The 12,817-nt window shown below is 71.2% G+C and carries 13 protein-coding genes, 1 tRNA gene and 1 pseudogene; 7 read left to right on the top strand and 8 right to left on the bottom strand.

Annotated features, from left to right (window positions below; genetic code table 11):
* Window positions 1–35 precede the first annotated feature (35 nt).
* Window positions 36–938, top strand: a complete 903-nt coding sequence (locus ACQPYN_RS08115) for an EamA family transporter (RefSeq protein WP_433035618.1) — start codon at window positions 36–38, stop codon at window positions 936–938.
* On the opposite strand, the gene ACQPYN_RS08110 is transcribed toward ACQPYN_RS08115, so the two are convergent.
* Complete coding sequence (locus ACQPYN_RS08110; protein ID WP_433035615.1) at window positions 914–1,117, bottom strand: hypothetical protein; 204 nt, start codon at window positions 1,115–1,117, stop codon at window positions 914–916. The two genes, ACQPYN_RS08115 and ACQPYN_RS08110, sit on opposite strands and share 25 nt — an antisense overlap.
* A gap of 153 nt (window positions 1,118–1,270) precedes the next feature.
* Between ACQPYN_RS08110 and ACQPYN_RS08105 the strand changes: the two genes are divergently transcribed.
* A tRNA-Arg gene (locus ACQPYN_RS08105) sits at window positions 1,271–1,343 on the top strand.
* Between the two features lie 93 nt (window positions 1,344–1,436).
* Complete coding sequence (locus ACQPYN_RS08100) at window positions 1,437–2,831, top strand: tyrosine-type recombinase/integrase (protein ID WP_433035612.1); 1,395 nt, start codon at window positions 1,437–1,439, stop codon at window positions 2,829–2,831.
* Window positions 2,832–2,950: 119 nt separating this feature from the next.
* Here ACQPYN_RS08100 and ACQPYN_RS08095 read toward each other — a convergent pair whose 3' ends face one another.
* A complete protein-coding gene (locus tag ACQPYN_RS08095) occupies window positions 2,951–3,082 on the bottom strand; it encodes a hypothetical protein (RefSeq protein WP_433035609.1) in 132 nt (43 codons plus the stop codon).
* A 937-nt stretch (window positions 3,083–4,019) separates the two neighbouring features.
* On the opposite strand from ACQPYN_RS08095, the gene ACQPYN_RS08090 reads away from it, so the two are divergent.
* A complete protein-coding gene (locus ACQPYN_RS08090) occupies window positions 4,020–5,120 on the top strand; it encodes an IS110 family transposase (RefSeq protein WP_433035606.1) in 1,101 nt (366 codons plus the stop codon).
* A 283-nt stretch (window positions 5,121–5,403) separates the two neighbouring features.
* Here the strand turns inward: ACQPYN_RS08090 and ACQPYN_RS08085 are convergent, their stop codons facing one another.
* The 4 genes and pseudogenes from ACQPYN_RS08085 to ACQPYN_RS08070 form a co-directional block, all read right to left on the bottom strand.
* Complete coding sequence (locus tag ACQPYN_RS08085) at window positions 5,404–6,261, bottom strand: IS3 family transposase (protein WP_433038782.1); 858 nt, start codon at window positions 6,259–6,261, stop codon at window positions 5,404–5,406.
* A gap of 41 nt (window positions 6,262–6,302) precedes the next feature.
* Window positions 6,303–6,614, bottom strand: coding sequence for a transposase (locus ACQPYN_RS08080; RefSeq protein ID WP_433035370.1), 312 nt, complete (start codon window positions 6,612–6,614; stop codon window positions 6,303–6,305).
* A gap of 49 nt (window positions 6,615–6,663) precedes the next feature.
* A pseudogene (locus ACQPYN_RS08075) lies at window positions 6,664–7,491 on the bottom strand (IS481 family transposase); the annotation flags it as partial.
* 454 nt (window positions 7,492–7,945) lie between these two features.
* On the bottom strand, window positions 7,946–9,046 hold the full coding sequence (locus ACQPYN_RS08070) for an IS110 family transposase (protein ID WP_433035606.1): 1,101 nt from the start codon (window positions 9,044–9,046) through the stop codon (window positions 7,946–7,948).
* Window positions 9,047–9,143: 97 nt separating this feature from the next.
* Here ACQPYN_RS08070 and ACQPYN_RS08065 point away from each other — a divergent pair, with 97 nt between their 5' ends.
* Window positions 9,144–9,323, top strand: coding sequence for a hypothetical protein (locus tag ACQPYN_RS08065; protein WP_433035603.1), 180 nt, complete (start codon window positions 9,144–9,146; stop codon window positions 9,321–9,323).
* 47 nt (window positions 9,324–9,370) lie between these two features.
* Here the strand turns inward: ACQPYN_RS08065 and ACQPYN_RS08060 are convergent, their stop codons facing one another.
* Window positions 9,371–9,829 (bottom strand): MarR family winged helix-turn-helix transcriptional regulator, encoded by a 459-nt coding sequence (locus ACQPYN_RS08060; protein WP_433035600.1) that lies wholly within the window; start codon window positions 9,827–9,829, stop codon window positions 9,371–9,373.
* Window positions 9,830–9,926: 97 nt separating this feature from the next.
* Here ACQPYN_RS08060 and ACQPYN_RS08055 point away from each other — a divergent pair, with 97 nt between their 5' ends.
* Both ACQPYN_RS08055 and ACQPYN_RS08050 read left to right on the top strand, forming a co-directional pair.
* Window positions 9,927–10,556: an NADPH-dependent F420 reductase gene (locus ACQPYN_RS08055; RefSeq protein WP_433035597.1), complete on the top strand. Its 630-nt coding sequence runs from the start codon at window positions 9,927–9,929 to the stop codon at window positions 10,554–10,556.
* Between the two features lie 35 nt (window positions 10,557–10,591).
* Window positions 10,592–11,107, top strand: coding sequence for a VOC family protein (locus tag ACQPYN_RS08050; protein WP_433035594.1), 516 nt, complete (start codon window positions 10,592–10,594; stop codon window positions 11,105–11,107).
* 631 nt (window positions 11,108–11,738) lie between these two features.
* Here the strand turns inward: ACQPYN_RS08050 and ACQPYN_RS08045 are convergent.
* The gene (locus ACQPYN_RS08045; protein WP_433035591.1) at window positions 11,739–12,725 is read right to left on the bottom strand and encodes a lactate/malate family dehydrogenase; all 987 of its coding nucleotides are present in this window, start codon (window positions 12,723–12,725) and stop codon (window positions 11,739–11,741) included.
* Between the last annotated feature and the right edge of the window lie 92 nt (window positions 12,726–12,817).

Raw genomic sequence — 12,817 nt, 5'->3', positions numbered from 1 at the left:
TGGACGCGAACGATCGTCTCGCCTTCACTGGAGCCGTGGCCGCTCCGACCTCCCCGCTCGTCCTCCCGTCCTCGCCCCGTACCGGCGCCCTCATGGCGACGGGCTCGATGCTGTGCGTCCAGATCGGGCTCGCCGTCTCCGTCGGCCTCTTCGAGCACATCGGGTCGACGGGCACCGCCGCGCTGCGGCTGCTCTGGGCCGGGCTCCTGCTCGTCGTCATCGCGCGTCCGCGGCCGTCGGCGTTCACCCGGTCGGCGTTCGCGGCCGCCGTCGCGCTCGGCACCGTGACCGCCGGGCTGACGATCCTGTTCACCGAGGCGCTCGCCCGCATCCCGCTGGGGACGGCGGCGGCACTGGAGTTCCTCGGCCCGCTCGGGGTCGCCCTGCTGCGCGGCCGGGGGCGGGCGCGCGGCTGGGCCCTGCTCGCCGCGGTCGGCGTCGTCCTGCTGACCAACCCCTGGCAGAGCGACCTCGACCCGGCCGGTGTCGCCTTCGCCCTCGCCGCCGCGGCCTGCTGGGCCGGCTACATCCTGCTGACCCAACGCGTGGGCGACCAGGTCACCGGCCTGACGGGGCTCGGGGTGTCGATGCCGGTGGCCGGGCTCGTCGCCACCGTCGTCGCCGGGCCGAGCCTGCTCGGTTCGCTCGAGACCGGGGCGCTGGACGTGTCCGTCCTGCTCGCGGGCCTCGGGATCGCCCTGCTGCTCCCCGTCGTGCCCTTCAGCCTCGAGCTCCTGGCGCTGCGCAGGCTGACCACCGCCGCCTTCGGCACGCTGATGTGCCTCGAGCCCGCCATCGCCCTCGGGGTCGGCGTGCTGTTCCTGAGCCAGACACCCTCACCGGCCGCGGCGGCCGGCGTCGCGGCCGTCGTCCTCGCGGGGATCGGTGCGGAACGGGCGGGGGCGCGGCGCGGTCAGTTCTCCACGAGTGCGTCGTAGCCGAGCACGCTCGCGGCGCCGTCGAGGTAGGCCTGCCGGTACGCCGGCGGGATCCACTCGGCGGTCCGGAAGACCGCCAGCGCGACGCTGTCGTAGGTGTCGTCGAGGTGCACCTGGGTGCGGGCGCCGCTGTCGTCCTGCTCGCCCGGAGGCTGGGCGCCGTTCGGTGAGTCGGCCACGAGAGACCAGGGTGCACGTGTCCCGCCCCGGGATCCACCTCACTACCGGGGAGTGTCGCGGCCCGTCTGAGGCAGCAAGCGCTTGCTCGCGATCTCCCGGCGGGTGAGGACGACGACGGGTGACGACGATGGTGGGCGCTACAGTGCACCCGGGCCCCCGTAGCTCAGGGGATAGAGCACCGCTCTCCTAAAGCGGGTGTCGCAGGTTCGAATCCTGCCGGGGGCGCCGGGCCTGACCAGCACGTTCACCGTTCGACCCCACGCGCTCACCTCGTAATGGGAGGGACTCGGGGGATGAAATCGGCCTAACCTCCTCCCCGTGGGCGCGACCAAGAGCCGAAGCCGTGGGTACGTCGAGCAGCGGTCGAGCGGCTCGTACCGCGCGGTGATCTACGCCGGCATCGACCCGCTGACAGGCAAGGAGCGCTACCTGCGGGAGTCCGCTCCCACCCGCAAGGAGGCGCAAGCCGCTCTCGCCCGGCTCCAGACCAAGGTCGACGAGAAGCGCCACCCCCGCACGAGCACCACCATGGGCGCGCTCCTCGACCAGTGGATGGAGGTCTCCGATCACGACGAGAGCACCGCGCACCGGTACGCGGACCTGATCCGCATCTACCTCCGGCCGACCTTCGGCGGGACGCCAGCGGGCAAGATCGATGCCGAGGTCCTCGAGCTCTTCTATGCCAGGCTCCGCCGCTGCCGCGAGCTATGCTCGGGCAGGGCGAGAGCCGGCCACGTCTGCCGACCGCTCGCGGCGAACACCGTCCGCAAGCTCCACTTCGTCGTGCGCGCCGCACTCGGTCTCGGAGTCCGCTGGCGGCACCTCGGCGTCAACGAGGCCGAGATCGCCCGTCCCCCAGCCTTCGAGCGACACGAGCCGGATCCCCCGTCGGCCGAGGAAGCTGCTGCGCTGCTGAACGAGGCGGCGCCCGATCCCGAGTGGTGCCTGTTCCTCTGGTTGACGATGGTTACCGGCACGCGCCGCGGCGAGATGTGCGCGCTGCGGTGGTCCGACCTCGATCTGGCGCGAATGGTCCTCTCCATCACAAGGGCTACCAACGGTCGACAGGAGAAGGACACCAAGACACACCAGGGCCGGCGGCTCGCAATCGACGAGAAGGCCGTCGAGATGCTTCGCGCACACCGGAAGCAGCGGGTCGAGCTCTGCGCGAAGCTCGGCGTGGAACTCCTCGACGACGGCTTCGTCTTCTCGCTGACACCAGACGGCTCGCGACCGCTGCGGCCGGCAACAACGACCCAGCGCTACCGGCGTCTTGCCGAGCGGCTCCGCCTCCGCAGCACGCGCCTGCACTCCCTGCGCCACTACTCCGCCACCGAGCTACTCGCCGCCGGCGTCGACATCCGTACCGTCGCTGGCCGCCTCGGACACGGGGACGGCGGCGCGACGACGCTGAAGGTGTACGCGGCGTGGGTGGCTGAAGCGGACAAGCGAGCCGCCGCCACCATGGGGTCGATCGTCCCGCAGCCGCGGGCCTCAGATCGAGGACGTCGAGCGCCCTACGAAGAGGTGGCGGCAGCACTACGGGATCGGATACGCACTGGCGAACTCTCCAGCGGAAGCGAGTTGCCGCCCGTGGCAGATCTCGCCCAGGCCTCCGCCGTATCCGTCGGAACTGCTCAACGAGCCGTTGCAACGCTTGGCAGCGAAGGACTTGTCAGGACAGCGCCAGGTCGTCGAACCACCGTCGTCTGAGCCGGCGCGGGTCGAACACAGATGACGGCGCTGCCGGGCGAGGTGGGCCCACCGAGCGGATCGTCTGCGTCGCGGACGCGAAGGAGTTTCAGTACACCCTAGGGGAGCGCGCCCGGCTCCTAGCCCCCACCCAGCCAGCGCAGGGCAGCCCTCCGGCCCTCGTCCGGGCTCCCGCCGAGGAGACACACGCCCGCCCATAGGGCCAGGGCGGCGATCAGGGTGGCTCCGACGAGCGCCAGCGGGGCAGCCATCGGCGTGCACACTCCGGCGAGGAGCGCGAGGAGAGCGAGGAGAGCGAGGAGAGCGAGGAGAGCGAGGAGAGCGAGGAGAGCGAGGCTGAGTAGGGCAAGGGGGGTCTGCATGTCCATTCCTTCCGGGGGCAGGCGGAGTTCGCCCCTCCAGGTCTACAGCAATTCCGCGGGATACGCTAACCAAGCCTCTGACCTGCACCGACGCCGTCTCCTGGCGTCTACGGGAATCGTCGGGACGACCATTTAACGTAGAGTATTACGAAATGCTCTACCGCATCGCTCTTACTCTATGTCAAAGGCGAGAACTCAATTCCGGGATGCCGACTCAGTGATCCGCAATGGCGGCAGCGGGCATGCCGGACCGTTGGACCGCAGGGCCCTGTCGAGCCGTCACGACGCTGGACGGGAGCGAGACCGGCCGGGCTGGGCCGGGACGGTGTCCGTCACTCGGAGCCGTCAGCGTCCACGATCCGGCGCACGCTGTTGCGGTGGTAGCCGGTCAGCTCCGCGACCTCGGCGACCGTCACCCCGGCCTCGAGGGCGTCGCGCATGGCGTCCCGTAGCTGGGCGTCGACGGCTGCGACCGCTCGGCGTACCGCCTCCCGCTCCCGGAGGGCAGCGTCAAGCCGCGCCCGTGCGTCCCGCTGGCCCACCACAGGAACGTGACGTGCACACTACATAATGCATGACGCCGGATCGCCTATGCACTATCGATAGTGCATCCTAGGGCCGTGCGCTTCCACCTCCACGCCAGGCTGATCGAGGGCTCTCTCGCCGCGCCGGACCGGGACGAACTCCAGACGTCCGAGAGCGAAGATCAGGACCACCTCCGGAGTCTCGCCGGGGAGCTAGACCGTATGGAGACCGGCGCCTCCGCTCGTAAGTTGGCGCGGGTCACCGTCGCTGGTGGCGGTGCCGCATTTACGGGGAGGCGCCGGTGCCTGGTGAGGGTAGTTGGATCGGGTTGGACGTTCACGCCCGTTCGGTCGTGGGCTGCGTGATCGACGAGACCACAGCTGAGATCCGCAGCCAGCGGATCGGGGCGCGGACTGAACAGATCGTCGAGTGGGTCAGGGCTCAGCCGGGTCCGGTGGTGGCCTGTTATGAGGCCGGACCGACCGGGTTCGGGCTGGCCAGAGCGCTGAGCGCCGTCGGGGTCCACTGCGAGGTGGTGGCGCCTTCGAAGCTGGAGCGACCGGCCGGGGACAAGGTCAAGACCGATCGTCGCGACGCCGAACGCCTCGCGCGGCTGCTGCGCATCGGGGAACTGCCCGGGGTGCGGGTGCCCACCGAAGCCGAGGAAGCCGCCCGAGACCTCGTGCGAGCGCGGGAGGACTGCCGCGGAGATCTGATGCGTGCGCGGCATCGGCTCTCCAAGCTGCTGCTGCGCCAGGGCCTGGTCTGGGAGCACAGCGCGTGGACCGGGGCGCACGAGGACTGGCTGCGCGGGCAGCGCTTCGACCGGCGCGGGGTGCAGCTGGCCTTCGACGAGGCTCTGGACACGGTGTTCACGGTCCACGCGCGCCGGGACCGTCTCGACGCCGCGATCACCGAGATGGCCGCGACCGACCCGGCGTTGGTCGGGCCGGTGGGGCGGCTGCGCTGCCTGCGGGGGGTCTCGACGTTGACCGCGACCGGGTTGTGTGTCGAGGTCGTCGACTGGCATCGGTTCACCGGCTCCACGATCGGGTCGTATCTGGGTCTGGTGCCCTCGGAGTTCTCCTCCGGGGCCCGGCGGGTCCAGGGCGGAATCACCAAGACCGGCAACAGTCATGCCCGCCGGCTGCTCGTCGAGGCCGCCTGGCATCACCGCCGCCCGCTGCGCGCCAGCCGGGACCGCGCCCGGCGCGCCGACGGGCAGCCCGCCGCGGTTCGCGACCGCGCCGAGGCCGGCAACCGGCGCCTGCACCAGCGCTGGTGCCGGCTCGAGCAGCGCAAGAAGCGGCCAACGGTGTCGGTGGTCGCGGTCGCCCGCGAGCTCGCCGGCTGGTGCTGGAGCCTCGCGGTGCTCGAGGACAACCAGCCCGCAGCGGCGTGACCGGCTGACCGCGGCGGCCGCCCACAGACCCCGGCGGGCGCCGGGTGGGAGACAGGCAGCGCGAGGAGCGACCCGCGATACAGCTATGAGCAGCTCGCTGCGGCCACCGCCGCGGCTGGGTGACGCTCGCCCCTAGATTCGCGGAACGCTCCCGACGAACATCCGGTCATGCGGTCACCAACCCGCGCATATCAGTCTGACCGCGCGTCGAGCCGACACGCCTCCAGCCCACCCGGCCTCGCCGGACCCATAGTGAGGTTCCCCCGGTAGCCCGGAGTGCTTCCTACCTGGCCGGGACGGGCTCGGGGTGAGCTCGGCTGGTGTGCCAGGTGTGCTCGTACTCGTCGGGGGACAGCCAGCCCAGGCGGGCCTGGATGCGTTCGCGGTTGTACCAGCCGTCGATGTAGGCGAACAGGGCGTTCTCGGCCTCTTCCCGGGTCCTCCAGGTTCGGCGGTAGACGAGCTCGGTCTTGAGGGTGGAGAAGAAGTTCTCCATCAGCGCGTTGTCGTAGGAATCGCCGACCGACCCCATCGAGGCGAGAATGCCGTGGTCCTCGAGTCGGGCGCCGAAACGGAACGACGTGTAGTTCGAGCCGCGGTCGGAATGGTGCCGAAGCTGGCCGTTGCGCACGTCGCGGGACCAGACCGCGTATTCGAGGGCGCCGAGGACGAGTTCGGTGTCGCACCGGTCGGAGGTCTTCCACCCGACGATGCGGTTGGAGAACACGTCGCGGACCGCAGCGAGCCACAAGGCGCCCTGGGCGCAGGGGATGCGGGTGGCGTCGGCGACCCAGAGCCGGTCCGGGGCCTGGGCGGTGAAGTCGCGTTCGACCAGGTCCGGGGCCGATGAGGCGCGCGGGTCCTGGCGGGTTGAGGGTGTGCGCCAGCGCTTGCGCAGGTAGGCGCCCTGCAGACCGGCGGCGCGCATGAGCCGCTCGACGCGCTTGCGGGAGACGTGTCGGCCGCGGCGGCGCAGGGTGGCGTGCACGCGTGGGGCGCCGTAGGTCTGGCCCGACCGGTCGTGCACCTCGCGGATCTCGGCGAGGACCTCGACATCTTCGCGACGGCGCGGTGAAGGGTCACGGTCCTGCTCGAGCCAGCCATAGAAGGTCGAGGGCGCCACCCCGAGCTGAGACAGAATCGGCTCGACGCCGAAGTCATCTTTCCGGGCGGCGACGAACGCTATGACCGTTTCCTTGTCGGGTCGATCTCCTGGGCGAAAAAAGCGCTCGCCGCCTTCAGGATTTCGTTCGCTCGGCGCAGCTCGGCGACTTCCTTGCGCAGCCGGCGCAGCTCCTCGGCCTCGGCGGTCGTGGGACGGTCGTCGCGCTCGCCGTGGTCGGCCTCGGCCTGGCGCACCCAGTTGCGCAGCGCCTCATGATGCACCCCCAGCTGCTCACCGAGCTGGCGGAAGGTCGGTCGCGGGGTGGACGACCGGTAGAGCCGCACCGCCCGCTCGCGCAGCTCATCGGGGTACTTCTTCGGTGCTGCCATCGGAGACTCCCTTCACGGCCTACGGCCATGATCGTCGGTCTCCGGGCTACCGGGGGAACCTCAGTTCGATCTTCCCGTTCGTCTGTGGCCGGTAGGGCCGGGTTCGCTTCGGGGTGATGCCGAGTTCGGCGCAGGTGTCGCGCCAGGCATGGGAGCGGTAGGCCGAACCGTTGTCGGACAGGACGCGCTCGACGACGACGCCGCGGGCGGCGTACCAGGCCACTGCGCGGCGCAGCACGGTGATGGCGGTGGCGGCGGTCTCGTCGTCGTGGATCTCGGCGTAGGCGACCCGGGAGTGGTCATCGAGCACGGTATGCACGAACGCGGTGCCCATGTTCGGGTTGTGGTGGCGGTTGCGGGGCTTGTCGGGCGTGGCGGCCCGGTTCTTCTTGCCCTGGACGCGCCCGACGTAGCGCCAGCCGCCGTCGTCGGGGATGTTGCCCAGCTTCTTGACGTCCACGTGGATCAACGAGCCGGGGTGGGGATGCTCGTAGCGGCGCACCGGTTCCCCGGTCGCACGGTCCACGTGCGAGAGCCGGCTGATCCCGCAGCGGCGCAGCACCAGGTGCACCGTCGAGGCCGCGAGCCCGAGCCTCGCGGCGATCTCGAGCTGCCCGAGGCGCTGCTTCCACCGCAGGTGCACGATCTTGCGCACCACCGGCCGGGGAGTCAGCCGCGGCATGCGGTGGGGGCGGCTGGAGCGGTCGACCATTCCGGCCTCGCCGAGCTCGAGGTAGCGATCCCGCCAGCGCTTCGCGGTCGGCCAGGACACCTGGAACCGCTCGGCAGCTCGGGCGATCGGCCAGCCGCCCTCGACGATCAGACGCGCCAGCTTCAATCGGGCTCGCGGAGTCAGCGCAGCGTTAGCGTGGGCCACGGAGGACCTCCCGGTGGTGAGTGGATGCCGTCAGACAGCTCCACACCACTCCCGAGAGGTCCTCCCCCCAAGATCATTCAGACCGTGTCGTCACACGCACTCAACCAACGTGTCCGGTCAGTACAGCTGATATGGAGGGCACTTCTGTCAAGTGGGCAGGGGTGTTGGGCCCTCGATGTGGCGCATCGTGGCTGGTCAGGGCTATGGGTCCGGCGAGGCCGGGTGGGCTGGAGGCGTGTCGGCTCGACGCGCGGTCAGACTGATATGCGCGGGTTGGTGACCGCATGACCGGATGTTCGTCGGGAGCGTTCCGCGAATCTAGGGGCGAGCGTCACCCAGCCGCGGCGGTGGCCGCAGCGAGCTGCTCATAGCTGTATCGCGGGTCGCTCCTCGCGCTGCCTGTCTCCCACCCGGCGCCCGCCGGGGTCTGTGGGCGGCCGCCGCGGTCAGCCGGTCACGCCGCTGCGGGCTGGTTGTCCTCGAGCACCGCGAGGCTCCAGCACCAGCCGGCGAGCTCGCGGGCGACCGCGACCACCGACACCGTTGGCCGCTTCTTGCGCTGCTCGAGCCGGCACCAGCGCTGGTGCAGGCGCCGGTTGCCGGCCTCGGCGCGGTCGCGAACCGCGGCGGGCTGCCCGTCGGCGCGCCGGGCGCGGTCCCGGCTGGCGCGCAGCGGGCGGCGGTGATGCCAGGCGGCCTCGACGAGCAGCCGGCGGGCATGACTGTTGCCGGTCTTGGTGATTCCGCCCTGGACCCGCCGGGCCCCGGAGGAGAACTCCGAGGGCACCAGACCCAGATACGACCCGATCGTGGAGCCGGTGAACCGATGCCAGTCGACGACCTCGACACACAACCCGGTCGCGGTCAACGTCGAGACCCCCCGCAGGCAGCGCAGCCGCCCCACCGGCCCGACCAACGCCGGGTCGGTCGCGGCCATCTCGGTGATCGCGGCGTCGAGACGGTCCCGGCGCGCGTGGACCGTGAACACCGTGTCCAGAGCCTCGTCGAAGGCCAGCTGCACCCCGCGCCGGTCGAAGCGCTGCCCGCGCAGCCAGTCCTCGTGCGCCCCGGTCCACGCGCTGTGCTCCCAGACCAGGCCCTGGCGCAGCAGCAGCTTGGAGAGCCGATGCCGCGCACGCATCAGATCTCCGCGGCAGTCCTCCCGCGCTCGCACGAGGTCTCGGGCGGCTTCCTCGGCTTCGGTGGGCACCCGCACCCCGGGCAGTTCCCCGATGCGCAGCAGCCGCGCGAGGCGTTCGGCGTCGCGACGATCGGTCTTGACCTTGTCCCCGGCCGGTCGCTCCAGCTTCGAAGGCGCCACCACCTCGCAGTGGACCCCGACGGCGCTCAGCGCTCTGGCCAGCCCGAACCCGGTCGGTCCGGCCTCATAACAGGCCACCACCGGACCCGGCTGAGCCCTGACCCACTCGACGATCTGTTCAGTCCGCGCCCCGATCCGCTGGCTGCGGATCTCAGCTGTGGTCTCGTCGATCACGCAGCCCACGACCGAACGGGCGTGAACGTCCAACCCGATCCAACTACCCTCACCAGGCACCGGCGCCTCCCCGTAAATGCGGCACCGCCACCAGCGACGGTGACCCGCGCCAACTTACGAGCGGAGGCGCCGGTCTCCATACGGTCTAGGTCAGGCGTTGCCCCCCACGACGCTGGAGATCACCCGCATCGTCGCCGTCGACATCATGATCTTCGCGGGGGTCGAGCCCGACCACGCGACGCGAGCGGCGAGCGGCGACACCGCGTCGTTGCCCGTCGCCGATCCGCCGGCCACCCTGCTGCCGCGTTGGTGGCGGGGCCGATCCCGGCCCTGGTGAGGCACCGAAAACACAGGTCGAGGCCGGGCGGGCCCATGCACGCCTGCTCACGTGCCCCCGGTAGACCCGAGGCGGAGGCGGTCGAGCAGGGCGTCGAACGTGTAGCGATCGGCCTCACTGAAGGAGGTGAAGATCTCGCGGAGTCCGGCGGCGTGGACCGGGAGGGCCTTGTCGAGCCCGGTTCGGCCCGACGCGGTCAGCCGGACGTAGGAGACGCGCCGATCGGTCGGAGACGGCACCCGCTCGACGAGATCCGCGGCGGCCATGCGGTCGACCAGGCGAGTGATGCCGCTGGTCGTCAAGCTGACCTGCTCGGCGACGCTGCTCATGGTCAGCTGCTCGTGCTCGGAGCGCGCCAGCCGCACGAGGACCTCGAACCACGCGAGTGGCAGCCCGCAGCGGGCCTCGAGCTCGGCGCCCAGACGGCGCTCCAGGGTGCTCTGGGCCTCCAGGAGCCGACCGAAGGTCGTGACGAGCGCGTCGTCGCGGGCGGAGATCGTAGCCACACTGAAGGTTACCCGCTCAACAGTTGACTATGCAAGTAGAACTGTTAGAGTTAGTTGCACAGTCAAATTCTGATTCAGCAACTGCCTGGAGGACATCATGCGCATCGCCGTCATCGGGGCCGGCAACGTGGGCGGCGGCTTCGCCCGGGCCGCTGTTGCCGCCGGCCACGAAGTCGTGGTCACCGCGGCCCACGCCGACAAGGCCGAAGGCGTCGCCGCGGAGAGCGGCGCCCGTGCCGCCGCGTCCAACCTGTCCGCCGTCGAGGGGGCCCAGGTCGTGGTCCTCGCCGTCCCCGGCACCGTGGCGCCCGCCGTCGTGGCCGAACTGGCTCCGGCCCTCCAGGACGCCGTCGTGGTCGACGCCACCAACCCGCTGAACGCGTCGTTCAGCGGTCTGGACGTCACCGGCATCTCCGGCGCGGAGGACGTCCAGCAGGCCGCGGGAAGCGTCCCCGTGGTCAAGGCGTTCAACACCGTCTTCGCGAGCCGCTACGCGGCCTCCACCGAGAACGGAGAGCCCCTGCAGGTGCTGATGGCTGGCGACGACGCCGACGCCAAGGCACGGGTCGCAGACGTCGCGACCTCGCTGGGCTTCGCACCCGTAGACGCCGGCGGCCTACGGCTGGCTCGCGCGCTGGAGGAGATGGCCTTCCTCAACATCACCCTCAACGCCACCAACGGCTGGGCCTGGCAGAGCGCCTGGCAGCTCGTCGGCCCCACCGCCTGACCGCACGCCACGTCACAGCACGAGAGAAGCACGCCATGAGCATCGCCGCGGTACGGCTCAACCACGCCGTCCTGTTCGTGTCCGACCTGGAGCGCGCACTGCGCTTCTGGACCGACGCCTTCGGGATGGAAGTGGTGACCCGAGAGCCACGGGCGAACGCCGCCTTCCTGCGGCTGTCCCGCTCGGGCAACCACCACGACCTCGGTCTGTTCGGGATCGGCGCCGGCGCTCCCCCGCGGGCGCGGGGCACCGTCGGTCTGTACCACCTGGCGTGGCAGGTCGACACCGTCGACGAACTGGAACAGGCACGCGACACCCTGGTCCGGCTGGACGCGTACACCGGTCAGTCCAGCCACGGCGCGACGAAGAGCGTCTACGGCGTCGACCCGGACGGCAACGAGTTCGAGGTCATGTGGATGGTTCCGCGTGAGGCGTGGGGCGAGAACGCCGCCCCGGTAGACAAACTCGACTTGACCGCTGAGGTCGGCCGGTGGGGTGGCGTCGGGACCGCGCTGAGCGTGCCCCTGCCGCAGCTGGAGATCGGCCACTAACCGCACTACAGAGGTCGCGGACGACGCGGGGCGGCCTGCTGAGGGGGCCGTCGGATCGACCAGCGCCGCGGCGACGTCGGCGGAACGTCCTGGCCGGGATCGTCTCGGGGGCCGCGACCGGAGGTGAACAGCTCGACCGCGCCGATCGTCGCGACGGGCTCGCCCGGGCGCCGTCGCCGGGGCCGCCCTCGTCGTGGCGCTCGGTCGGTGGCTGAAGGGCGGCTGGCCGAGGACGAGCGGGAAGAAGCCGGCCACCAGGGCGACGGCCAGCCCACCGAGGGCCAGCGCGGGCGCCCAACGGAGTGCCGGCATCGCGTCCTGAAGCCGGGGGCGGGCCGGGCGGGCGGGGACACCGTCAGCCTGATCGTCATGAGGGTCTCCGGCGTAGCGAAGTCGACGGTCGCCCGGGCGCTCGCCGCGGCCACGGGGTGGCCGTTTGTCGAGAGCGAACCCGCTGCCGGTGCGGGCCTCCAGGACGGTGCCCAGCGATCGTGCCCGATGATCAGCCAGCCCTCCCCCTGCAACCGCTCCTCTCACATCGGGGTCGAGCTCTCGGCCCCCGCGTCAGGAGCGTGGCACCACCCACGGGTCGCGTCGCCCATGCCGTACCCCGGTGCCCGGTACCGCGCCGTCAACCGGCGCGGCGGCACCGGCGCCCGGCGTTGCGGAGGGCCTCGATGCTGCGGTGCAACCCCTGCTCCTCGTCAGGGGACATCGTCGGTGCGCGCATGCTCACCACCCCGGAGGCGCCGAGGATGCTGATCAGCGAGAGGGTGACGCCGTGGTCGGGGTGGCGAGCCGCGACCGGCAGGACCGCGCGCTCGTCCCGCAGGACGGCCTCCGTCAACCGCGCGGCGACCGCGCCGATGCCGTACTGACTGGCACCGATCCCCTCGATGATGTTGATGTTGGCGTACCGAATCTCGTTCTCCACCTCGCCGCGGACCTGCTCGAGGTCCATCCCCTGCTCGGCGAGGAGGTCGAGCACGCGCAGGCCCCCGAGGGTCGCGGAGGACCACAGCAGGACCTCCGACGTGCCGTGCTCCCCGACGACGAGCGCCTCCACGTCGGCCGAGCGCACCCCGAGCCGACGCGCGAGGTGCACCCGGAAGCGCAAGCTGTCGATGAGGGTTCCGGCCGAGAAGACCCGGTCGTGGCCGGCCAGCTCGAGCGTCAGGTCGGCCAGGGGATCCGGGGGGTCGGTGACGACCATGATCACTGCGTCGGGGGCGTGCTGGACGATCTGCGGCACGATCTCGTGATAGGCGGCGGCGTTGGCGTCGAGGAGGCGCAGACGACCTTGCGAGTCGCCGCGATCGGTGGCTCCTCCGCTGCTCTCGTTGACGCCGGCGGTGACGATCACCAGGTGCGCTCCCGCGAGCTCGCCGTAGTCGCCGGCGACGACATCGACCACCGGCGAGAGCGGGGCGCCGTAGGTCATGTCCAGGGCGACGCCGCGCGCCCGGTCGGCGTTCTTGTCGATCAGGACGATCTGGCGGCAGGAACCGCGCTGGATCGCCGAGAGCGTGGTCGCCGCACCGACCGCCCCGGCGCCGACGATCCCGACCTTGCCGCTCGTCTGGATGGTGTCGTGGCCGTCATCTACCGTGCCGCCCACCCTCACGACCGGGTCGCCGCAGGACAAGGGGTGAGCCCAACCACGGGCACCTTGCAGGGGGCCCGTCGGCCGCAGAGTGCTGTGGATCGTTC

Source organism: Actinomycetospora sp. CA-053990, assembly GCF_050948445.1.
In the GTDB taxonomy this organism is placed as follows: Bacteria; Actinomycetota; Actinomycetes; order Mycobacteriales; family Pseudonocardiaceae; genus Actinomycetospora; species Actinomycetospora callitridis.
Note: the sequence above shows the minus strand (reverse complement) of the source record. Positions and strands in the feature narration are given on the sequence as shown.

Coding starts and splice junctions, on each gene's coding strand:
- ACQPYN_RS08095 (WP_433035609.1), bottom strand. CDS start 3,082: ATGGCTGCCCCGCTGGCGCTCGTCGGAGCCACCCTGATCGCCGCCCTG.
- ACQPYN_RS08080 (WP_433035370.1), bottom strand. CDS start 6,614: ATGGCAGCACCGAAGAAGTACCCCGATGAGCTGCGCGAGCGGGCGGTG.
- ACQPYN_RS08055 (WP_433035597.1), top strand. CDS start 9,927: ATGCGCATCGCCGTCATCGGGGCCGGCAACGTGGGCGGCGGCTTCGCC.
- ACQPYN_RS08050 (WP_433035594.1), top strand. CDS start 10,592: ATGAGCATCGCCGCGGTACGGCTCAACCACGCCGTCCTGTTCGTGTCC.